Below are 19,239 nucleotides of genomic sequence, written 5' to 3'. Positions count from 1 at the left end.
TCCCGCGGAGCGGGACCCCAGACGCTGCGCGTCTGGGAAGAGACCGCCCTCGCTGCGCTCGGGCGCCGGCCCGTCGGGCCGGCCGGGGCCCCCGCTTCGCGGGGGCTGGTCAGTTCGCTTCGCTCTCTGACCTGTGGGAATCCGCTTCGCGGGTTCCCACGTGGGCTTCGCTGCGCTTCGCCCTGGGCCGGCCGCTGCGCGGCCGCGGGGGCCTGGTCGCTGCGCTCCCCTGCCCCAGGCCGGTCTCGTGCCCACCCCGCCCGGCCCCTCCGCTGCTGCCAGCGGCCCGCGAAGCGGGCACGGGACTCAACGAGGAGGGCTCTGAGCAGCCCTGACGGGTCGTCTACAGGTCTCTGAACTGGGCTTATCACCCGTGGGTGTTCCGGGAGGCGAACGCGCGGCACAGGACCACACGCGCCCTCCGGTCCTCCCCCAACACCCCACCCACCACGAAAACACACCTAACTGACGGATAGTCAGACAGCTTCGAGAAATTCAGAACGTCGCCCCAACAAATTCAGAAAGCCTCGCCCAAAACCATTGAATACCGCTCGGATTCGAGTTCACCTGCTCCCGAAGAAAAAAGTCCGAGCTACTCGTATAGGGGACTTGCGCGCCTTGCATGCGAGTCACGCAACCTCAGATCAGCGATCCGGCCGCTCCGGCCACGACTCCGTGTCAAGCGTTCGCGAATCCGCCCGCCGGTCACCTTGAGGGGCCTCTGACCAGGCACGGAACGGAAATTCGCGAGAACTCGACCCCGGCGCCCGCTGATCGCACAGTTGCCCCCGATCCACCCCACAGCCCGGCACCGTGCCGGCCCAACAGAAGGACCACCACCATGACCACCACCACGACCCAGACGACCGAGACCACCGCCCAGGCCGCCGAGACGGACCAGCGGCTGGCCCAGCTGCGCCGGCAGCGGGACGGACTCGCCATCGTCATCGCCGTCGCCTGCGCCATCAGCCTCGGCATCACCGCGCTGGTCGCCCCCCGCTTGGCCGACCCGGCAGCCGTCACCATCGCCGGCACCGTCGCCGCCATCGCCGGAGTGCGACACCTCCTCCGACACTGGTGAACTCACCAGGGGACTCACCAGTTTTATCCCCAGCGCAGGTCAGCGCAGTGCGAGAGGTCTGGGGGCCGACCGTCGAGGGGGCGGCCGGGCCCACGTCTGATGCCCTATCCCGGTGCTGGAAAAGGCCTCTCCCGCCCCTGGACAAGGGCCTCTTGGCAGGATGCTCTCGAAGGGGGGTTCCATGATCAAAAGGCCGGGTCTGCCCAGAAAGACCCCCGAGGAGGTCGCTCCGGAGGTTCGGGTGTTCCTGATCCGCCTCCATCGACGTCGGAAGCGCTTCCGAGAAGCCGACCAGAAGCACCTACGCGAGGTTCGAAAGCGCGTCGCTGAGGCCGTTTCGGCCGGGATCAGCCCGGAGGAGGTAGCCAAGATCTGCGGCTACACCCCGAAAACGATCACCAAGTGGTTGGCCAGGCACCGAGCCGCGGTACAGAAGGTCGAGATCGAGGTGGCCAGGGAGAGGCTGAGCAGCATCCGGGCGCGGCGGAGCCAGCTGAAAGCGGAGGAGATGCTGATCTCGGCCAGAGCACGGTCTGTGATTCGGAAGGCCATGAGGGTGCAGCTCGACGCCCCCGAGTTCGTCGAGCTCACGGGCTACGAGATGGCCACCGTTGAGCGCTGGTTCGCCTCGACTCGTCGTGTTTTGTCGCAGGCTCACCGGCGGCGGGAGATCGCGTCGGTGAGGCGGGGGAAGGCGAACCGGCCACCACAGGAGCTGTCTCCCGTCGAGTACGACCAGTGGCTCGTGGAGCAGGACATGCGACGCAAGACCCTGTTCCGGAAGTACGACCTTCAACCGAAACGCCGGCGGCTCCGGCGCAGGGACCCCTCCAATCGGCCGCTCAAAAGGCAATGGATGACACGCAAGAAGTGAACTGGGTCACACACGCGCCTACGCGTGCGCGGACGGGCGCACGCATAGCGTCCCCACCTTTTGGTACCAGGTGGTAACTGCCCAGGTCAGCAGCCCAACTGACGGTGCGTCTGGGGCTACTGTCGCTCTCACTCCCCCAACGGGAGCACCCATCGACCGACCGCAAACAGCGGTTCATCGCCGAGGGGACTCACCCGCATGGGGAGCGTCTCGGCGGCTGCGCAGCAGCAGTCCTCGGGCCACCCCGGCCCGAGGAAACAGGTCGGGGCCTGCTCGTCGGAATCTTCCCGGATCGTGGCGAGCAGGCCCCCCAGACCCCCAAGGGGGCCCATCCATGACGGTACACAGCGAAGAGCGGCCCGAAACGGCTGCGAGCCGTGGAATCGAACACATGAACAGTGAGATCGCCCGCCCGCGGCGCCAGGACGCCAAGGCGAAGGTGCTCTTCGTGCTCCTGGCGGTGATGACCGGCGTCGTCGGCGGCCTCGTCGCCTACATCGCGGCCACCCGCGCGAGCGGCCAGGCGGAGCCCATCGTCTGGGCAGCCGCGACGTTCGCCGGCACGACGACCCTCGCGCTCCTCCTGGGCGAGAAGACGGGCCTCATCGAGTAGCACGCGGAACCCGGCAACTCCCGGTCTCGGATCCCTAGTAGGGCGAACCCCTGCGTAGCGATCTGACGGACCAGCAGGCGCCATTCCACTCTTCTCCACCCCGTCGGAGCGCAAGGCCGCGAGAGAGGCGCACAGCGGCCTTGCCGAGCCTGTCCGCGTCGCGCCTTCGGGTCAGGGCACGTTGAGGACTTGAACCTCGCCGATCGCGAGGCTCGTCCGGCTCTGGCGGGTGGTGGTGAGGGTGCTGGTCTGTCCCGCGCCGCCCTCCCAGACCACGTCCCTGGTACTGGTGGCGGCGACCGGGTAGCGGGCTCCCGGCCCTTGGGCGCTGGTCCGCTCGTAGCCGTGCCCGCATGCCGGGGACTTCCGCTTGCCGTACTCCGGGGCGGACGGGGTGCTCGCCGAGGCCCCAGGTGGTGGTGCCGCCACACATCGACCGCACCACCTTTGGAGTCAGCCCCACCACCGCAACCCACCAGCATGACCGACACGACCCCAACACCCGCAACTCACAACCCGGCTAACCGCGGCACCCGTACCTCCAGCTCTCGTGATCACGTCACGCCACGGAGACACGCCCACACCGAGCCGAGAACCAAACAGCCCCTACCAACACCACGAACAACCCGACAAACAACAACCCACATACCCACCCACAAAGAGAAAGTCCGGAAACTCACCACCCGCAGAACGGCACCTGATCAGCCAAAACGCAGAACATCCCCGAAGTCACCTTCCCCCGATGCTTCCCCCTCTAGGTTCCCCCTCCATTTCCCCCCTTAGGTTCCCCCGATGGTTCCCCCGACGCTTCCCCCTGCTACCAGGCACCGCCCCGGCTGGCCCTGACACTGACACCGTCAGCCCCCGACGCACTGGTCCCCCGCACCAGCTCAGCGCCGTGCTGGCATGTCAGATGTCAGGGCCGAGCCCCACACGCCCCGCTGAGCGCCTATCAGAAACCATCGCGACCGGAGGGGCCGGAACGTGCTGTCAGGCGCTCAGCTGGCCGTACAGCGGCTAGAACGGGGCTGCTGCTGCTTGTTCGTCAGGGCGTTGCGCGTAGGCGGCCAGTTCGGGGTGCTCTGAGGCCAGCTGCTCGCGCAGCAGCCTGGTCTCCTCGACCTCGACCGCCCGCCGGACCCGTACGGCCGCGCCGCGGACCGCTTCCCGCTCCGCGTGCTCGGCGTAGGCGATCTCCAGCATCGCCATCCATCGAATCGCCGCCCTGGCCCGCTCGGCCTCGGCGGCGTACTCCGCGTCCCGCTGCGCCCGCAGGCCCGCCGTCGCCCGCTCGATCACCTCGGCCTCGGCCCGGTCGTGGCACTTCCAGCACAGCCCGTCCTCGGGCCTGGTGCCCTTGCCCGTCGCGTCGCAGTCCTCGCCCGCGCACTCCCACCAGACCGCGGCCGGACCCCCCTCGCCGCGCGGTCCGGGCACCTGCCCCTGCCGGCGGGCGACCTTGCGGTCCTCCCGACGCAGGGCACAGGTCCGGCACGGCTGGCCGGTGTCGATGACAGTCCCGTCCTCGCACATCAAGTCCGGGCAGTCCGTGGGCGGGCGGACCAGGCCGACGGCCACGCCGACCGCCGAGCCGATGCCCTTGCCGCCCTCGGCCGCGTCCATGGCGTAGCCGTGCTCCCACCACCGCCGCCGCACTCGCTCAGCAACTTGCTCAGCGGTCCGGCCTCCGTCCAGCGCGGCCAAAATCGCGTCCCGGACCACCGGCAAGCGGTACTTCGGCAGCAACGTGCTCAGGGCCTCGGGCCAGGCAGCCTCCACCGTGGCCACCGCGGCGGCCTGCTCGGCGCTCATCCGGGTGCCCCCGGTCTTGCCAGCCTTGCTAGGCCGCGCACCCCGGTTCGGCGCGCCAGCGCCGGAGGCCGGGGCGGAGCCGCTCGCGCGCCCGCTCGCGCTACTACCCGCACCAGCCCTACGGGCGTCACCAACGGCTCGCGCCGCAGGCGCTGAGGTCTTCTTGCTGTTGTTGGTGTTCTTGAGCTTGGTGTTCTTTGTTGGCGGATTACCCTGCGCAGGATTATCCTGCGCAGGATTTTCGGACTTAGGTTCTGACCTGCGGTTTTGCTTCAGTTGAGGCAGGTTGGGTGCGTCTTCGCCGAACAGCTCGAAGAGGTGCGCAGGCATGTCCGTGATGGAGTAGACGGCGCCGCCCAAGGTGCCGTCCGTGTTCCGCTCGCGGTCCCGGACGAGGTACCCGAACCTCTCCAGCTCCTTCACGCCGGAGGTCACCGCAGCCTTGCCGTCTGTGCTGGCCCGCACCAAGTCTTCGATCGTGACTCGCCAACCATCGGTATGGGTTGAGATCAGCCCAAAGATCCCTTTTGCCTTGTAGCTCATCCTTGAGTCCCGGAACAGGGCGTTCGAGATCTGCGTGAACTTGTCGGCCGCCATCTGGCCGCGCTGGATGCCAGCGCCGTACGACCCGCTCACTCGGCCACATCCGTGAGGTAGCCGAAGCGCGTCAGTTCATCCAGTGCGGTCTGGACGGATGAGGGAGTGTCCGGGGTGCCGGCTGCGAGCGCCGCAGCGCTGATCTCTGCGTCATCAGGCAGCAGAGCCAGCAGGCCGTACACGCCCTTGGCCGTTGCGGACAGTCGTGCGTCGCGGTAGACCTCAGCGTCAATCACCAGCGGGCGCGGCCGTCCGTGGCGCAACTTCGCCCGTTCGTTGCCGGTCTGGCAGGTGGGCGATGGGCCCTGTGGTGTTCCGGGGGTAGTGCCACGTACTCTCATGAGTGCTCTTCCCTGCGTGGAAGCTTCTCCGACCCGGGGCCTCTAACCCCCGGGCTGGACCATCGGGCCCCGTCGTCGACGGGGCTCTTTGCGTTGCTGGGGACATGCTCCCCCACCTCATCACGAAGGGTGAAGGGACTCTCAATCCCCGGTCTCCTGATCCTCGTCGGAAACTCGGTAGTAATCGCTTGTTGCGGGCTGCACGGGCCACTTGGCAGAGGCGCCTCGCGGTAGCGGATATCCGACCGCGAACAGTGCAGAGGACATTCTGATGTCCTGCACCTCAACAATTCGATAAGGCTTCTTTCCCTGTTTCGGGAAATAGGTGACCCGGATGATGCGCAGCAGTGGCACGCCGGTTGCAGGCATATTCAGGGCTTCTGCTTCGTCCGGCGCAGGCATCCGGGCGGAGGCTTCCTCTCGCCATTCGAGCGGCCTTTTAGCCCATTCTTCTAGCCGGTCGTACATGCCACCCGGCCCGGTGCTTCCGCTGAGCTGCGGGAGTTCTTCGGTTACCCAGGACGCCAGCCAGCTGTCCGCCAACTGTCGGTGTGTTTCCACATCGGGGTCCCCGACGATCCGCCGTCGGACAGTCAGTTCTGTGCCGGCCGGGACGTTGAGCACGTCCGCCACGTCAGCCGGTACGGCGGTTGTGGCGACACGAGTGGTGTCGCCCTCGGGCCAGGAGATCGCGCGCCAGTGCTGTACCTCGGGGCCGCTGTAGTAGCCGAGGTGGTCGCGCTCGACCTGCCGGTTCCTAACCAGCAGCCGGAGCCGGTCGGGGTGTTCGCGCACGAATGTCCCTGCGCGACGCCGGGATTCGATCAACCCTTCGCGGGTCAATACGCCCCATGCCTTCCGCACAGTGATGTCGCTGACGCTGTACTCCGCTGCGATGTCACGCATCAGAGGGAGGGCCGAACCTGGGGGGTACACCCCCTCAACAATCCGTTCGCGCAGGTCACGCGCGATTTCCTCATACCTGGCCACGTCCCAGCTCCCTCCGATGATCACCCCGAACGAGACTTAGCGTATACGCCAACCTTGCTCCGGTCGCTTCTAGCGTATACGTTATCTCACGTCAGCCAGAGCGGCCCCCGGTTGGAGCCAGGGGCCGCCTGTGCCGGTCGCATTGGAGTGCGCCCAGCATGGTGATACCCGGCGTTGGAGCGTCGGGTGGCTGTCGGACCTGCCCATATGTGTGGATGAGGGGACCGACTCTCGTGATGGTTGCAGAGATGGGGCGCTGGTGGCGTCCCCGGCGGGGCGTGTGCCCTGCGGCGGTGGGGACGCGGACGGTTTTACCGTCACGGCACTGCACCGCTGGATGGGGTGAGATCCCCCAGGCGGCGCCGGAGGCGCTGGTCCTGGGTGGGGATGAGCTGCGGGTGCGTGCCAGCCTGCGGGCGCTGGGAGTAGAGCTGTGAACGCCGTACGCGGGGTGACCCCGCAGTCGGCGGTACGGCCGGCGGACTGGCTCGACCGGCTGTGGGAGTACGAGGACCTGGCCCCCGCGCTGGCCGTGCGTCGGGAGCGGTCGGACGGTCCGGCCTGCGTCGGCACGGACACGGACCCGGGGTTGTTCTACCCGGTCCCGTGGGAGGTGACGCCGGTCGAGGCCAAGGCGTCCCGGGCGGAGTTGGAGGCGCTCGCGGTGTGCCGCAAGTGCCCGTGCCCGGTGCAGTCCTGGTGCCTGGCCCAGGACCTGGAGCAGTCCTCCACCACGTCCGTGATCATCGGCGTGCGGGGCGGGATGCGCCAGTCGGAACGCCGGGCGCTCCACCGGCTGCTGCGTGCGGGGCGGGGGACGTCGTGACGACCACGCCCGACACCGGCCGTGACTGGCTGGAGACGTTGCTGGCCGGGGAGTGGGACGACGACGCCCCGCAGGCTGACGCCCCCGAGGCGGCCGCCCCTGCGGAGCCCGTGTCCGATCCTGCGGCCCGGGCGCGGCGGCGAGCGCGGCGTCGGGTGCGCCGCCGGGTCACGGCCGCGGCCGCTCCGGCCGCTCCGGCCCAGGACGTCGAGGACGTCGAGGAGGCCACCGATCCGGACGACGAACACGTCGAGGCGGGCGCCGAGCCGGAGCCTGTCCGGCGCTGGTGGTCGCTGCGGCCTGACCCGGCCGACCCGGCCGACCCGGCCGACCCGGCCGACCCGAACGGCTCCGACCCGGATAGCGCGGCCTCGGATGGCGCGGACCCCGCCGCGCCGGCCGCCCCGGCCGTGCCCGCCGCAGCAGCCGCTGCGCCGGTGGCGGTACCGGGGGCGGTGCGCCGGATCGTCGCGTCCCGGTGGGGGTGGCTCGCCTACCACGGCAGCGCCGCCGTAGTCGGCCACAGCGCCCTTGTCGCGGCGACCGGCGACAGCCTCGGCGGGGCCGTGTGGTTGGGGGCGGCGATGCTCTCCGTCGTCCCCGTCACCACGGCCGCCGTCGCGTGCTGCGCCGGCTGGGCGGGCTGGAAGCTCGGCCGGACGATGCGCCCCTACCTCCCGTTCGGTGGGCTGGCCGCTCCGGCCGGGCTGATCGGCGGGTTGGCCTGGGGCCAGGGCACCGCCCGCCCCGTCGCGGACATCTACGCGTGGGCCGCGCCGTGGCCCGTGCTCGTCGCCCCGCTGGCCCTGGCCGGGCTGGCCGGCTCCGGCGCCTGGGTGCTCCTGGACCAGCGAGTCCGCCACCTGCCCCTCCCGGTCCGCTGGGCCGCGCACATCCCCCTCGCCACGGTCGCCCTGTCAGCGGCCCTCTACGCCCCTGGAGCCCTGCTGTGAGCGCCCTGACCCACACTCAGACCATCGCTACGGACGTCGTCCTGGCCGCCGGGGGCGGTGGCTCCCTCCTCGGCAGCGTCGGGGTGTCCGGCCTCGCGTTCGCCGTCGGATTCATCCTGTTCAGCGGCCTGCGTGGCAGTGACCGCGTGAAGTTGGACCGCGACAAGGCCGGCGTGCTCGGCATGGTGTTCTCGACGCTATCCGCCTCCGCCTCCGGGATGTGGGGCAGCCTCGCCGCTGGTGCGGCCGAGATCCCCCGCGGCCTCATGGAGGGTCTCTCGTTCGGCTCGTTCGGCCTCGGCGCCGTCGCCCTCGGAACGTCGCTGATGATCTTCATCCCGAAGTGGAAAAAACTCTGGGTGCCGGCCTTCCTGGGCATCGGCGCGGGCTGGACGTTCGCGGGCGCCGGGGGGATCTGGGCGTTGGGGACGACCCTGGTCACGACCATGGCGAGCAAGTTGGGCGGCATGTGATGGCTGCTCAGCGAACGGCCGCCCTGCGGGGCGTGGCGGGTGAGGTGCGGGCCGTCGGGACCGGTATGGGCCCGGTGGGGGTGGTGCTGGCCCGGGGATCGTGGCGGCTGATGGCCCTGGGCTGCCGGTGCTTGGGGCAGCTCGCCGGCGGCATCTGGACGGCCGTGTCCCTGGACCCGGGCAAGGAGGCCGAGGCCCGCGCCAAGGCCGTCAAGGCCATCGAGGGCCGGCAGAAGAAGCGCGTCGCCGCCGCGAAGGCGGCCGCGAAGAAGGCGGCGGCCGCGAAAGCGGCCGACCTGGACGAGGACCTGGCCGACGAGGACGAGGACGACGACCCGGCCGAGGAGGAGCCGAAGGTCGTGCTGTCCGGGAAGGCGGAGGCCGGCATTCGGGCGGCGGCGGCCCGGCCCCTGCCTGAGTCCCTGGCCCTGCTGGGGCTCGGCGGCGGAGTCGCCACCGTCGGCGCGGCCGTCCTCGTACGGGTCGCTGCCGGCCCGGCGGCCGACTGGGCCGGCCAGGTCTGGGAGTCCTGGGCCGGGCTGATCACCACCGGCGTTCTCGCGGCCTGGGTCACCGGCGCTCTCGCGGCCGGCCCCTCCCTCACGGAGGCCGCGGTGATCCAGGCCCGCCGGGCCGCGAAGAAGGGCCGGCACCAGGAGGTCGAGGAGTCGGCGGAGCAGGACGACCAGGATCATGACCAGGACCAGGAGGAGGTCGGGGACCAGGAGGAGGTCGGGGACCAGGAGGAGGTCGAGGAGGAGGACCAGGCCGAGGAGGAGTTGGACGCGGGGACGGCGCTGCTGTTGCACGTGCTGCGGGCGCTGTCCGACGCCGAGGCCGCCCGGCGGGCCGGCGTGCACCTGGACGTCGTGCTGGCGACCGCCACCGAGGCCGGGTTGCTGCCGGCCGGTACGGAGGTGGGGGACCTCCGCCGGTGGGTGGAGTCCTGCGGCCTGCCCACCAAGGAAATCGGGATGCGGATCGAGGGCCGCACGGTGACCCGCGTAGGGGTGCGCGTGGACGCGGTGACCGAGGTCCTCGGCATGGCCCCGGGGGCCCTGCTGCTGGCCCGGTCCGAGGCCGCTTTCAGGACCCCGGGGGAGGTCCCCGTCGAGGCCGCGCGGATGCCCGCTCAGCCGGTCGGGGCGACCCCCGCCGCAGCCTCCCCCAGCACCCCCGTCGAGGCCCCCGAGCCGGCCCCCGTCGAGGCGCCCGCACCGGCCGTCCTGCGGCTGATTCCGGGGGGTCGCCAGGACCCCGGCCAGGACCCCTCCCCGGCCCTACCCCCGGCCCTCTCCCAGGGAGCCCGCTAGGCAGGCCTATCGGCCCTGTGACCTGCGGTTCTAGCGGACACCTAGCGGGCCCTAACGGAACCCTGGCGGGAGCCCTGACGCCCCTGCCTGACACCCAGGACACCGGCCCCCGAGAGGGGCCGGGAGCACCAAAAAAGACACCCCGAGGCGGCCGACTTCTTGGCAGATGGGCGGCCGCCCCGGGGCTAACCCGCCCCAATCACGGAACAGGTGAGCCAATCATGGCACTCCCCAACATGCCGATGGCGCCGGGTACCCGGCCCGATCCGAAGCACGAGACGACCTACCAGGCCTCGCGCGGTGGACACCACAAGCCGGTGCAGAAGCCGGTCGCCGGCACGCCGAAGGACCAGCGCTGATGGCCCGCCACACGGCGCCGGCCTGCCACGGCCGTCGGATGCGCCACGACGCCAAGGCCCGTCAGTACGTCTGCGCCCGCTGCGGCGGCTGGACGACCCGTCTGGTCGCCCTCGGCGGTGCCCGGTGAGCGCGGCCGAGGCGGCCTACCAAGCCGCGCTCGCGCAGCAGACCCAGGCCCGCCAGGCGGCCGAAGCCGCGGCCCAGGCCATACGGGACGCGCAGGAGGCGGCCGCCGCGCTGGCCGCGAACATCGCGGCCCACCTCGGCCGCTGACGGATCGCCGTACCCGGGCGGAAGTGCACCTCCGACGGGGAATCGCCACCGCCCACCCTGCTACCGCCCCCGGGCCGCGTCACAACGGCCGCCCGGGGGCCCGCCGGAAGGACCCCTTCATGGACCCGCTCGACATCGAGACTCTCACCCCCGACGACCTGGCAGCGATGGCCGCCGACTTCGAGGCCGCGGCCGCCCTGGCGGACGACGCCGCGCGCGACGGGCTGACCGCCGCCGCCGACCCGGCCGAGTCGCCGGCCGCCCGCGCGCTGGCCCGCCGCTGCGCCGCGATCGCCCGCAGGCACGCCGCCGACTACCGGGCCGAAGCCGCCGTCCTGCGCTCCGGCCACCTGCCCGACTCCTGGGTCTGACGCACCCGTTGCCGCCCCGTTGGCTCCGGTCGCCTTTTGCTCCGCGGCGGCCGCTGACCGCCCGCATGACACGCGGAAGAGCACTCCGGGCACGATGGGGCGTCGCCACCGCGGCACCAGCGCCATCCTCCGGGTGGGACTCCGGTCCCGCCCGGCCCCCTCAAGAGAAGGAGAGACATGACGACCACCATCGAGCCGGGGACCGTCCCGGCCTCGGTGACGGGCCCGGCCGCGCCGGTGCCCGCTCCGCCCGCCTCCGGGGAACCGGATCCCGTTCCGGGGAGCCGGGACGCGGCTCCGGTGACGGCCCCTGACGCTCCGCCCGCACCGAAGGACCGCTCCGCCGCCGCGATGCGTGCGGTCGTGATCGGCTCCGCCCTCGGCGGTCTGGTGATCGCCTCCATCGGGTTCGCCGGCTCCTACACCGCCGTCCGCGCGCTGGCCGAGGCGAAGGGATTCGGCGCGGTGGCGCCCTGGTTCCCGATCGGCGTGGACGCGGGAATCGTGGTCATGTACGGCCTGGACCTGGTCCTGGCCTGGAGGCGCACCCCCAAGCCGGCCCTTCGGTTCATCGCGCATCTGCTCACGTTCGCGACGATCGCCTTCAACGCCGTCTCGGGGGAGAAGGGGATCCTGGAGGATCCGGTCGCGGCCGGGATGCACGCGGTGATGCCGGTCCTGTTCGTGGCCACGGTCGAAGCGGCCCGCCACATGGTCATCAGGACCGTCCGAGTCCGCCTGGGCATCGCCTCCGACACGGTGCCCCTGCACCGCTGGCTGCTGGCCCCGTGGTCGGCCTGGACCCTGTTCCGGCGCATGAAACTGTGGGGTATCACCTCATATGCGCAGATGGTGGCCATGGAGAAGGACCGCACCGTCTACCGCGCCTGGCTCCAGCACCAGCACGGCCGCAGCTGGAAGAAGAAGGCCGGCGCCGAGGCGCTGCTCCCCTTCACGATGGCCCCCTTCGGCCTCAGCGTGGACGAGGCCCTGGCTCTGCCGCAGGACCAGAAGGACGCCGAGGCGGCCCGGAAGGCCACGGAGGCCGCCGCCCGGATCACAGCCGCCGAACGCGAGGAGCAGCGGATCCTCGATGAGGAGGAGCGCCAGGCGGCCGCGAAGGTGAGGCGTCTGGAGATCGGCGCCACGGTGGCCAAGGCGGAGCACCGGATCGGCGCGGAGACCACCGCGGCCGGAGCGGAGGCCCGCGCGGCCGAAGCGACCGCGCGGGCCGAGGCCGAGGCCGCCGAGGTGACCGCGAAGGCGGAAGCGCAGGCCGCCGCGCACGCGGCGCAGCTCGCGGCGGAGGCCTCCCGCCGACAGGCGGAGCGCGCGGTCACCGAGGCGGAGCGCACCGCCGAGCGTGACGCGCAGGCCGAACGGAGCGCCGCCGAGGCCGACGCCCTGGCCCGCGCCGAGGCGGCCCGGCTGAGCGCGGCAGAGGACCGCCGGAAGACCGCGACCGCCACGGCGGAGGCCGAGGCGCAGGAGCGGAAGGCCGCCGAGGACCGCCGGGCGACCGCCGAGGCCGACCGGATCGCGAACGAGGCGCGCGCCGAGGCGGCGGAGGCGGCCAAGCGGGAGGCGGAGGCCGCTCGTAGCGCCGCCGTCGAGCGGGAGCGCACGGCCCGTGCCGAGCTGGCCGCCCGGGAAGCCGAGGACACCGCCCGACTGTCCACGCGTGAGCGGGCGGAGCGCAGGGTGGCCCGGATGATCCTCGCCGCCGGCGGCGACAAGGACGCCATCCCCCTCGCGGACATCGAGGCCGAGCTGAATGTCGGCCGCACGGTGGCGAGCGAGCGCCGGCAGGCCGCCGCCGAACTGATCGCCTCCGGCTACGGCCGGGAACTCCCACAGGGGTGACGGGCAGGTAGAACGAACAGCGGGGCCCGCGACGCTCGAATCGTCGCGGGCCCCCACCCATTTTCCACCCCGCGCCGGAAGTTCCCGGCCAGAGGTCTCGAATCCCAACTCCGACGCGGGCGAAGGAGATTCAGGTGAGCCCGATCCGGGGCACAGACATGGGTGTCGAATCGCAGCGGAAGCGCCGCATGACAGCGAGAGCGTTTCGAGCACCCGGGCGGGCATCCGACCAGCCCATCGACGTTACGCTGCCGCCCATGACGCACATCTGGACCGTGACCAACCTCAAGCCAGGGACGGGGAAGACGACATCCGCCGTCTGGCTCGCGTACGCGCTGCACGAGCTCGGGAAAAGGGTCGCCCTGGCCGACGCCGATCCCGGCGGCACGCGGCTCAAGATCGGCGGCAAGAAGGTCGAGGAGCTCGGCCGCGCGGGCATCTGGAACAACCTCCATCCCTTCCCGTTCCCGTACCTCTCCCTACCGTCCAGCTCCCTGCATCAGGTGCTCCCCGCCATCGGTGCCGACTACGACGTCGTCGTCGTCGACTCACCGCCGCTGGAGGACGCACAAGGCATCGCCACCTCCGCCATAAGGGCCGCCACGATGGTGATCCTCTCCGTGGCCCCCACGGCCGGCGAGATCTCGGGCATGGGCCCGGTCCTGGAAGTCATCCAAGACATCAACCCCTTGCGCGCCGAGCCGGCCCGGACCGCCGTCCTGCTCAACCGCTGCGTGGCCGGAGCCGCCTCGACCGGTGTCTTCGCCCAACAGCTCACCGAGGACGGCCACACCGTGCTCGGCGCCCGGATCCCGCGCCAAGAGGTCTACGCCCAAAGTCACGGCGCCAAGGTGAAAGCGGCCGGCACGCCCTTCCAAGGCGCCGCGCTGGAGATTCTGGAGATGGAGAACAGGACCGCATGAGCCGTAAGGATGAGCTCGCCGGTCGGGCCGGTGCGCTGACGGGCCGCAGCACGGCAGACGGTGCCGCCCGTGCCGAGCAGCAGAACGCCAGCGAGGCCCAGGCGAAGGCCAATGCGGCCCTCGCGGCCATCGCCGCCGCCGAGGCTGTGCAGACGCAGGCAGGGGAGGACGCCAAGCTCGGAGAGTTCTCCCTCCCGGAGGTCCCGGGATCCGCTAAGGACAGGCTCGACCGGTTCGATCGCCTCCTCGACGCCGAGTTGAGCAGGACGGTGCGGGTCAAGGCCCGGTACGACATGGTCCTCGGGCACGTGCTCCAGGCCGTGAACGACTCCGGCGACTGGAAGGAGGCCGGCCACGACTCCTTCGAGGCATACGCCAAGGTCCGAGGCGTGGCCCTCTCCCGCGCCTACGAGCTCATGACCGCCGCTCCCGTGCTCCAGATCATGCTTTCTGCGATCGCAGAATTCCCCACTATGCGACCCGCGGTACTGCACGGGAAGGCGCTCCGAAGCATCTTCGACAGCGATGGTGAGAGCGGCGTCCTTACGGCCCTGCGTCGGCTCGAAGAGCGTGGTGAAAAGGTCACCGTCCCTGCCCTGGCACTCGTATGTGCCGAGATCGAAGGAAGCGACCTTCCCGCGCCTCGGTCCACCAAGCCCTCCAGCCCGGTACCGAGCGCTCTCGCCAAGGTCCACCGCCGTGCCGAGGCCGCCCGCAAGGCCGTCGAGGGTCTCGACATCGAGGCCCTGTCGAAGCTCGCTCCCGAGGCTGACAACGTCTTCGAGGAGATCGCGGCCGGGTACGAGGAAGCCGCAAAGCGGCTCCGCGCGGTAAAGAAGCAGGCCGCCGCCGAGAGGAAGAAGCGCGAAAAGTCCACCGCCAACGCGCAGGGCCGCAAGCGGGGCCGGACGACGCTCGACGAAGCCCTCAGTATTCCTTCCCAGGAACGGGCTCAGGACGCCAAGGAAGACGCCGCCGCGGGCTGAACCTCCCTACGCCGGGGCCCCGCCGAAGGTCGGCGGGGGCCCTGGCGTATGCGCCACCAGGGAGATTGGCCAAGCGTCAGCCAGCGGCTCCGGGCAGCCACGCGGTGGTCTCAGGCCGTTCGAGTGCTTTGAGACGGCGCCACGTGAAGACCCAGTCATCGATGTTGGCGATGCCACAGGCTCGGAGAAAAGCGGTGCACCGGTCGAATGCCGGCAGCTTCGTACCGTTGAGCATGTCACCTATGGTGCTGCGCTTGAGCTGGCCGTTGCTGACGGTCTCCAACCTGCGATAAGAAGGCTCACCAGCCCAGACGTGAACCGCTGCGAGAGCCGCGATGAAGTCCATCGGCGTCTGGATCGGCAACGGGTCGGGGCGCCCGTACTGCGGCATCGGCTCCCTGGCGTGGGCGACGGCGGTCTGGGCTGCTTGAACCAGGGACGGATTAACGGTGACGTTCTGCGCGCCCGTGATGACCACGCCGCCCTCGCCGCTACTGGCGGTTGCCACCCCGGTCGGGCCACGGACCTCATGTCGCGCCTCGTCATGCAGATCCTGCAGCTCCACGACCACTTCGGCGGGGGCCGCGAGCGCATCAAGGAGGCGCCGAAGCTCTGCCTGGGAAGGGTACTTCTGACCGCGAAGGATGTTGTTGAGCGAGACGCGAGGGATTCCTGTCACAGAGGCGATCTGTGACTGGTTGATGTTGCCCTGCCGGGCGAGCTTCCGGAGCCCGTAGGCCAGATCTTCGCGCGCGTTCACAGCCGGCCGCCTTGACGCAGACGGCCAACGGCGCGGCGGACCGGCGCCGCGATGATCTCGGTGAGGACGGCGGCGAGCATAGCACCGACGACCTCGGCAGCATGGCCGGTGCCCCACATCCACGCCAGACCGCTTACAGCTACCAGGCTGCTGATCACCGTCAGGACGTGGGCGAGACCGAAACTGCGGGGTACCGCCGGGGTGGGGACACAGCCGGCGGGCGGCGCCTGGACAGGCCGGCGGAACCAGTTCTGAGAAAAGAGCATGGTGACTATCCACTTCTTGTGGGCTCGCCTGGAGGACTTCTTGATTGGCACGTCCGGGTTGGCGCGGCGCGAGGGTTTCGCAGACCCTCGCGCCTTCCGTGGGACGGAAGTGCTCTTCCTCAAGCATGGTGACGCCTCACTCAGAGAGCAATAGCCCCTTGATCAAGGCGAGTTGCTTAGAGAGCGACGGAATGACGATCCATCAAGCGGAGGACGGACCATCCGCAAGGGCGTGAGTCCTCTCCCGGCCCTCAAGGGCCGTCCGATACGCGTCCGCAAGAGTCCGCAGCCGTCCGAGGACGTCCGGGAGTGTCCGGCCGAGGTGATCGTCTAATCGCCCGGTCAGATGCCCTTCAAGGTCGCGCTGTCGCGTAGTGGCGAGTGGGTGCAGGTGGGCTGCTGTCCGGTGCTGTCCGGGGCCGTCCGTTCCGCGTGCTTCTTACCCCATGGGGTAAGACAGTGGATGGGCTAGCCACTCCTTCGCCTGGAGGGCTTCCGGGGGCGGTTGTTCGCAGCGACCGATCCCTATTGTGTGACCCATATCACACGCTGTGGGCGGGTTCGCATCCTCGGATGCGAACCCGCCCACAGCCGTTTAGAGCCGTCGTGCAGCTGTCTGTGCACCAGCGTCCGGCGCGCGCTGCCGAACTCGGAGACCCGGCACAATCCTGATGTGGCCGCACTCCGCACCAGCACTGCCGTGAGCCAGCAGGAAGGCAAGCCCCGTGGTCATCGCCATGCACCGCGGCACCAGCCGCGCGGTCGACAAGTCCGCCATACTCCGCGCCTGGTCCGACTGGCCACCACCGCCACCGCCGGCGCCTAGAACCTCGCCCGCAGCCTGGACCCACCCCAACCCAACCAACCCCCAAGTCACTCGCGGGTACTAGATCTGGCCCGACTTCCCCCCATAACAAGGTGTGGCCAGGACACACCACGACTAGACGATCATGAGAAGTGCCCTGCGGCGTGGGACAGGAATGAGGGGTTATGGGCATTGTCGGAGACAGTCTCGACCGGGCCGGACAGGCACACAGCACCCGCCCGATCCCCAAGTCGGCAGGCGCGCAGATGCGATACCTGGTCAAGCAGCACAAGGGCTCCACCAAGGCTGTCGCCGCCCTGCTGGGCATCTCGCAGCGCACCGTGGAGCGGTACGTGAAGGACCAGATCAAGCAGCCCAAGCCAGCCCTTGGGGAGCGCATGGAGGCCGAGGTCCGGCGCCGGTGGCAGCCTCTGGTCCGCAAGCGCGCCCGGGAGCGGGCCGCGAAGTCCTCGGGGCTCGTGATCGAGACCCGGGCCCGGTTCGGGTTCACCGCGGCGCCGGGTACGACCGACGACGGGCGGATGCGGCGGATCACGCAGCACCTCCCGCCGGAGTTCGCGGGCTGGCTTCTCACGGCCCAGGACGCCGGCGCCTCCGAGGCCGAGCTACAGCAGCTCGCCGCCGCCGGGCTGCAAGAGGTCTACTTCAAGGACGGCGGCGGCCGCGCGGACGGGTTGCTGGTGGAGTTCACGGACATCGACTACATCGACGTGAGTCTGTGATCCACGACGAAGCTTGATGTCGGGGTGAACATCTTGCGTGCTCCCCCCGATAACTGAAGGGGAGGGGGAGGGACCGGTAGCGCCTGCACGCCGCGTTTCTGGTACGTGTTCATCCCTAGGTAGACAGCCCTATCACTGCCCGCGGATGGAGATGTCTCGCCTTCTGGCCGGCAACGAAAGTTGCTTTCGAAGGCTGGCACCAAACCCACGTTCGAGTGAATCGGCGCAGCCTGAGCGGCGGTCCGAGGCGCGTGACCTGGGCGTTGTCCGGTTGAGGCGGTACGGAACGTAGAGGTCAGGGGTGGTGTCGTTCAGCGCGACACACCGAGTGGTGAAAATCCATCCCAGCCCAATATCTAGTGGTTGGTTCCCCGTCGCCGCCCACAAGTTGTGGTCCCCGGGCCGGTGGAGGACCACAACTGCTCGTAGACTGTGGTTACTTCGAGGGCTCCCCCTCTCGCACCTTCACCGACCGCGGTGTTGGGGTCCCAGCTATGGGACGTTTCGGGAGTACTCGGAGGTGTAGATGACGAATGCGGTGCAGGACAAGGAGCGGGACGAACGGCGGCTGTCGATCCGGCAGGTGCTGATCGACTGGTCGGCGGTCGTGCCGGTGCTCGTCAAGCTGGTGGAGTGGGTGGTGCAGAACGTCTGATGGCGTTGTGGGCCGGACGTTGGCAGGGACTCAGCAGTGAGCCCGGCCGAGTGATAGACGGCCGGGCCCAGTAGTACTGCCACTGCGTGGAGGGGTTGGTCTGGTTGCACCCGGGCCAGCCCCTTCACTGCGTACTTGCTAGCTAGCTAGCAAGTACGCAGGTCTCCACTGTAGCGAGAACTCACTTGGCCAACCCAGTTGGCCCAAGCGCGGTTGGGTAAAGAGTCTCTTCCTGGCGGCCCTCGTAGGTCCAGCTCTCTGAGCTGGTGCTCCCTACAGCGGAGTGTCCCGGCGGGCCTCAGGGCGGTGATTCCGCCCAGGTCTCCGGCCCGCCGCCGCGCCACTCCGTCAGCTCTCCCGTCAGGTCGAAGGCCTCGGGGTCCTCCATCCCCGCGTCGCGGAGGAAGTCGAGGATGTCCGAGGGGCGGTGGGCGACGCCGATGGACTGGCCGTCCCAGCGGATGCGGCGCCAGCCGTTCTCGTCGGGCGGGTAGATGACCAGACGCGGCACGGGCATGCCCCCACCCTCGGCCGCTGGTTTTCCATGGGCACCTTGTCAGGGCCGGACGGGTGAGAGAGGTCGGCGGCCGCCCGATAGAAAAACATCGTGGCCCCTCAACTATGAGGCCACGATGCGAAATAGATTAACTCTTACCCAGGAATTGCATTACCGTGTGGATGATTCCAAGTAGGTAATAGATAGCCCCTGCGATGTAGAATAGTTCCATGCCTTGCTCTCCTTATATAGATTCGCATGTCTTCTCCAAGTAGTGGAATGCGAGTTCTTCCAAGTATAGCACATCTGACGCGTCATCAATCTTTGTATAAACATTATCCATTTACCTTGAACTACTTTATTGGCGACGCCTTGAATTTCTCGTAAAACCTGACGCCTCGTCAGGTTAGTGTGTTTTGGTGGTTGTTGGTCCCTGGTCTCAACTGCGGTGGCGCTGTACGCTCTTGTGAGGGGTGTTGCCGAGGCGGCCGGTCCTGGGGGGGATTCCCGCAGGCCGCAGGGCCGCAGACGGGCCGTCAGGGGCGTTTAAGGGCACAAGCCGAGCATCGGCCCGGGGGAGGGTGCCCACCGACCCGAGCCCCCTCCGCTGCTGCCGGCCGCCCGCGAAGCGGGCCCAGGGGCAGGGGAGCGCAGCGACCAGGCCCCCGCGGCCGCGCAGCGGCCCGCCCAGGGCGAAGCCCACCCGGGAACCCGCGAAGCGGATTCCCGCAGGTCAGAGAGCAAAGCGAACTGCCAGCCACCGCGAAGCGGTGGCCCCGGCTGGCCCCGACGGGGCCAGCCACCCGCGCGCCGCGAGGGTGGTCTCTTCCCAGACGCGCAGCGTCTGGGGTCCCGCTCCGCGGGA

23 protein-coding genes are annotated in these 19,239 nt (G+C 69.8%); 16 read left to right on the top strand and 7 right to left on the bottom strand.

Annotated elements, in window-relative coordinates; genetic code table 11:
- The first annotated feature begins 841 nt into the window (after positions 1–841).
- The 3 genes from ACZ4XJ_RS37090 (at position 842) to ACZ4XJ_RS37080 (ending at position 2,568) form a co-directional block, all read left to right on the top strand.
- Entirely contained in the window at positions 842–1,081 is a 240-nt protein-coding gene (locus ACZ4XJ_RS37090; protein WP_468498844.1) for a hypothetical protein, read from the top strand.
- Positions 1,082–1,262: 181 nt separating this feature from the next.
- Positions 1,263–1,955: a helix-turn-helix domain-containing protein gene (locus ACZ4XJ_RS37085; protein ID WP_468498843.1), complete on the top strand. Its 693-nt coding sequence runs from the start codon at positions 1,263–1,265 to the stop codon at positions 1,953–1,955.
- Between the two features lie 391 nt (positions 1,956–2,346).
- The gene (locus tag ACZ4XJ_RS37080) at positions 2,347–2,568 is read left to right on the top strand and encodes a hypothetical protein (protein WP_468498842.1); all 222 of its coding nucleotides are present in this window, start codon (positions 2,347–2,349) and stop codon (positions 2,566–2,568) included.
- A 171-nt stretch (positions 2,569–2,739) separates the two neighbouring features.
- Here the strand turns inward: ACZ4XJ_RS37080 and ACZ4XJ_RS37075 are convergent, their stop codons facing one another.
- From ACZ4XJ_RS37075 to ACZ4XJ_RS37060, 4 genes are all read right to left on the bottom strand, one after another.
- A complete protein-coding gene (locus ACZ4XJ_RS37075) occupies positions 2,740–2,997 on the bottom strand; it encodes a hypothetical protein (RefSeq protein WP_468498841.1) in 258 nt (85 codons plus the stop codon).
- A 588-nt stretch (positions 2,998–3,585) separates the two neighbouring features.
- Positions 3,586–5,016: a hypothetical protein gene (locus ACZ4XJ_RS37070; protein WP_468498840.1), complete on the bottom strand. Its 1,431-nt coding sequence runs from the start codon at positions 5,014–5,016 to the stop codon at positions 3,586–3,588.
- Positions 5,013–5,213 carry a helix-turn-helix domain-containing protein gene (locus ACZ4XJ_RS37065; protein WP_468498839.1) on the bottom strand — a complete coding sequence of 67 codons (201 nt, stop codon included), beginning with the start codon at positions 5,211–5,213 and terminating at the stop codon, positions 5,013–5,015. Before ACZ4XJ_RS37065 ends, ACZ4XJ_RS37070 begins: the two co-directional genes overlap by 4 nt.
- Before the next feature lie 246 nt (positions 5,214–5,459).
- Positions 5,460–6,308: a GntR family transcriptional regulator gene (locus ACZ4XJ_RS37060; protein ID WP_468498838.1), complete on the bottom strand. Its 849-nt coding sequence runs from the start codon at positions 6,306–6,308 to the stop codon at positions 5,460–5,462.
- A 433-nt stretch (positions 6,309–6,741) separates the two neighbouring features.
- Here ACZ4XJ_RS37060 and ACZ4XJ_RS37055 point away from each other — a divergent pair, with 433 nt between their 5' ends.
- The 11 genes from ACZ4XJ_RS37055 to ACZ4XJ_RS37005 all read left to right on the top strand — a co-directional run bounded on the left by ACZ4XJ_RS37055 (position 6,742) and on the right by ACZ4XJ_RS37005 (position 14,649).
- On the top strand, positions 6,742–7,134 hold the full coding sequence (locus tag ACZ4XJ_RS37055) for a WhiB family transcriptional regulator (RefSeq protein WP_468498837.1): 393 nt from the start codon (positions 6,742–6,744) through the stop codon (positions 7,132–7,134).
- Complete coding sequence (locus ACZ4XJ_RS37050; protein WP_468498836.1) at positions 7,131–8,087, top strand: hypothetical protein; 957 nt, start codon at positions 7,131–7,133, stop codon at positions 8,085–8,087. Before ACZ4XJ_RS37055 ends, ACZ4XJ_RS37050 begins: the two co-directional genes overlap by 4 nt.
- Positions 8,084–8,560 carry a hypothetical protein gene (locus ACZ4XJ_RS37045; protein WP_468498835.1) on the top strand — a complete coding sequence of 159 codons (477 nt, stop codon included), beginning with the start codon at positions 8,084–8,086 and terminating at the stop codon, positions 8,558–8,560. The genes ACZ4XJ_RS37050 and ACZ4XJ_RS37045 overlap by 4 nt, the downstream gene beginning before the upstream one ends.
- On the top strand, positions 8,560–9,873 hold the full coding sequence (locus tag ACZ4XJ_RS37040; RefSeq protein WP_468498834.1) for a hypothetical protein: 1,314 nt from the start codon (positions 8,560–8,562) through the stop codon (positions 9,871–9,873). The genes ACZ4XJ_RS37045 and ACZ4XJ_RS37040 overlap by 1 nt, the downstream gene beginning before the upstream one ends.
- 221 nt (positions 9,874–10,094) lie before the next feature.
- A complete protein-coding gene (locus ACZ4XJ_RS37035) occupies positions 10,095–10,232 on the top strand; it encodes a hypothetical protein (protein WP_468498833.1) in 138 nt (45 codons plus the stop codon).
- Positions 10,232–10,360, top strand: coding sequence for a hypothetical protein (locus tag ACZ4XJ_RS37030; protein WP_468498832.1), 129 nt, complete (start codon positions 10,232–10,234; stop codon positions 10,358–10,360). Before ACZ4XJ_RS37035 ends, ACZ4XJ_RS37030 begins: the two co-directional genes overlap by 1 nt.
- Complete coding sequence (locus tag ACZ4XJ_RS37025) at positions 10,357–10,506, top strand: hypothetical protein (RefSeq protein WP_468498831.1); 150 nt, start codon at positions 10,357–10,359, stop codon at positions 10,504–10,506. The genes ACZ4XJ_RS37030 and ACZ4XJ_RS37025 overlap by 4 nt, the downstream gene beginning before the upstream one ends.
- Before the next feature lie 119 nt (positions 10,507–10,625).
- The gene (locus tag ACZ4XJ_RS37020; protein WP_468498830.1) at positions 10,626–10,877 is read left to right on the top strand and encodes a hypothetical protein; all 252 of its coding nucleotides are present in this window, start codon (positions 10,626–10,628) and stop codon (positions 10,875–10,877) included.
- Between the two features lie 177 nt (positions 10,878–11,054).
- Positions 11,055–12,740 (top strand): DUF2637 domain-containing protein, encoded by a 1,686-nt coding sequence (locus ACZ4XJ_RS37015; protein WP_468498829.1) that lies wholly within the window; start codon positions 11,055–11,057, stop codon positions 12,738–12,740.
- 257 nt (positions 12,741–12,997) lie between these two features.
- Positions 12,998–13,663 carry an AAA family ATPase gene (locus ACZ4XJ_RS37010; RefSeq protein ID WP_468498828.1) on the top strand — a complete coding sequence of 222 codons (666 nt, stop codon included), beginning with the start codon at positions 12,998–13,000 and terminating at the stop codon, positions 13,661–13,663.
- Positions 13,660–14,649 carry a hypothetical protein gene (locus tag ACZ4XJ_RS37005; protein WP_468498827.1) on the top strand — a complete coding sequence of 330 codons (990 nt, stop codon included), beginning with the start codon at positions 13,660–13,662 and terminating at the stop codon, positions 14,647–14,649. The genes ACZ4XJ_RS37010 and ACZ4XJ_RS37005 overlap by 4 nt, the downstream gene beginning before the upstream one ends.
- A gap of 76 nt (positions 14,650–14,725) precedes the next feature.
- On the opposite strand, the gene ACZ4XJ_RS37000 is transcribed toward ACZ4XJ_RS37005, so the two are convergent.
- Positions 14,726–15,409 (bottom strand): helix-turn-helix domain-containing protein, encoded by a 684-nt coding sequence (locus ACZ4XJ_RS37000; RefSeq protein ID WP_468498826.1) that lies wholly within the window; start codon positions 15,407–15,409, stop codon positions 14,726–14,728.
- Positions 15,406–15,726 carry a hypothetical protein gene (locus tag ACZ4XJ_RS36995; protein WP_468498825.1) on the bottom strand — a complete coding sequence of 107 codons (321 nt, stop codon included), beginning with the start codon at positions 15,724–15,726 and terminating at the stop codon, positions 15,406–15,408. Before ACZ4XJ_RS36995 ends, ACZ4XJ_RS37000 begins: the two co-directional genes overlap by 4 nt.
- A gap of 939 nt (positions 15,727–16,665) precedes the next feature.
- On the opposite strand from ACZ4XJ_RS36995, the gene tpg reads away from it, so the two are divergent.
- Both tpg and ACZ4XJ_RS36985 read left to right on the top strand, forming a co-directional pair.
- Positions 16,666–17,223: a telomere-protecting terminal protein Tpg gene (tpg, locus tag ACZ4XJ_RS36990; protein WP_468498824.1), complete on the top strand. Its 558-nt coding sequence runs from the start codon at positions 16,666–16,668 to the stop codon at positions 17,221–17,223.
- A gap of 526 nt (positions 17,224–17,749) precedes the next feature.
- Positions 17,750–17,878: a hypothetical protein gene (locus tag ACZ4XJ_RS36985; protein WP_468498823.1), complete on the top strand. Its 129-nt coding sequence runs from the start codon at positions 17,750–17,752 to the stop codon at positions 17,876–17,878.
- Between the two features lie 298 nt (positions 17,879–18,176).
- Here ACZ4XJ_RS36985 and ACZ4XJ_RS36980 read toward each other — a convergent pair whose 3' ends face one another.
- Positions 18,177–18,395, bottom strand: a complete 219-nt coding sequence (locus ACZ4XJ_RS36980; protein ID WP_356877199.1) for a hypothetical protein — start codon at positions 18,393–18,395, stop codon at positions 18,177–18,179.
- Positions 18,396–19,239 lie beyond the last annotated feature (844 nt).

This window comes from Streptomyces sp. NPDC029836 (assembly GCF_055574495.1).
The sequence above is the reverse complement of the archived record's forward strand: the minus strand, read 5'-3'. Positions and strand labels throughout refer to the sequence as shown.

Coding starts and splice junctions, on each gene's coding strand:
- ACZ4XJ_RS37085 (WP_468498843.1), top strand. CDS start 1,263: ATGATCAAAAGGCCGGGTCTGCCCAGAAAGACCCCCGAGGAGGTCGCT.
- ACZ4XJ_RS37040 (WP_468498834.1), top strand. CDS start 8,560: ATGGCTGCTCAGCGAACGGCCGCCCTGCGGGGCGTGGCGGGTGAGGTG.
- ACZ4XJ_RS37035 (WP_468498833.1), top strand. CDS start 10,095: ATGGCACTCCCCAACATGCCGATGGCGCCGGGTACCCGGCCCGATCCG.
- ACZ4XJ_RS37080 (WP_468498842.1), top strand. CDS start 2,347: ATGAACAGTGAGATCGCCCGCCCGCGGCGCCAGGACGCCAAGGCGAAG.
- ACZ4XJ_RS37090 (WP_468498844.1), top strand. CDS start 842: ATGACCACCACCACGACCCAGACGACCGAGACCACCGCCCAGGCCGCC.
- ACZ4XJ_RS37015 (WP_468498829.1), top strand. CDS start 11,055: ATGACGACCACCATCGAGCCGGGGACCGTCCCGGCCTCGGTGACGGGC.
- ACZ4XJ_RS37005 (WP_468498827.1), top strand. CDS start 13,660: ATGAGCCGTAAGGATGAGCTCGCCGGTCGGGCCGGTGCGCTGACGGGC.
- ACZ4XJ_RS37020 (WP_468498830.1), top strand. CDS start 10,626: ATGGACCCGCTCGACATCGAGACTCTCACCCCCGACGACCTGGCAGCG.
- ACZ4XJ_RS36985 (WP_468498823.1), top strand. CDS start 17,750: ATGACGAATGCGGTGCAGGACAAGGAGCGGGACGAACGGCGGCTGTCG.
- ACZ4XJ_RS37030 (WP_468498832.1), top strand. CDS start 10,232: ATGGCCCGCCACACGGCGCCGGCCTGCCACGGCCGTCGGATGCGCCAC.
- tpg (WP_468498824.1), top strand. CDS start 16,666: ATGGGCATTGTCGGAGACAGTCTCGACCGGGCCGGACAGGCACACAGC.
- ACZ4XJ_RS37010 (WP_468498828.1), top strand. CDS start 12,998: ATGACGCACATCTGGACCGTGACCAACCTCAAGCCAGGGACGGGGAAG.
- ACZ4XJ_RS36980 (WP_356877199.1), bottom strand. CDS start 18,395: ATGCCCGTGCCGCGTCTGGTCATCTACCCGCCCGACGAGAACGGCTGG.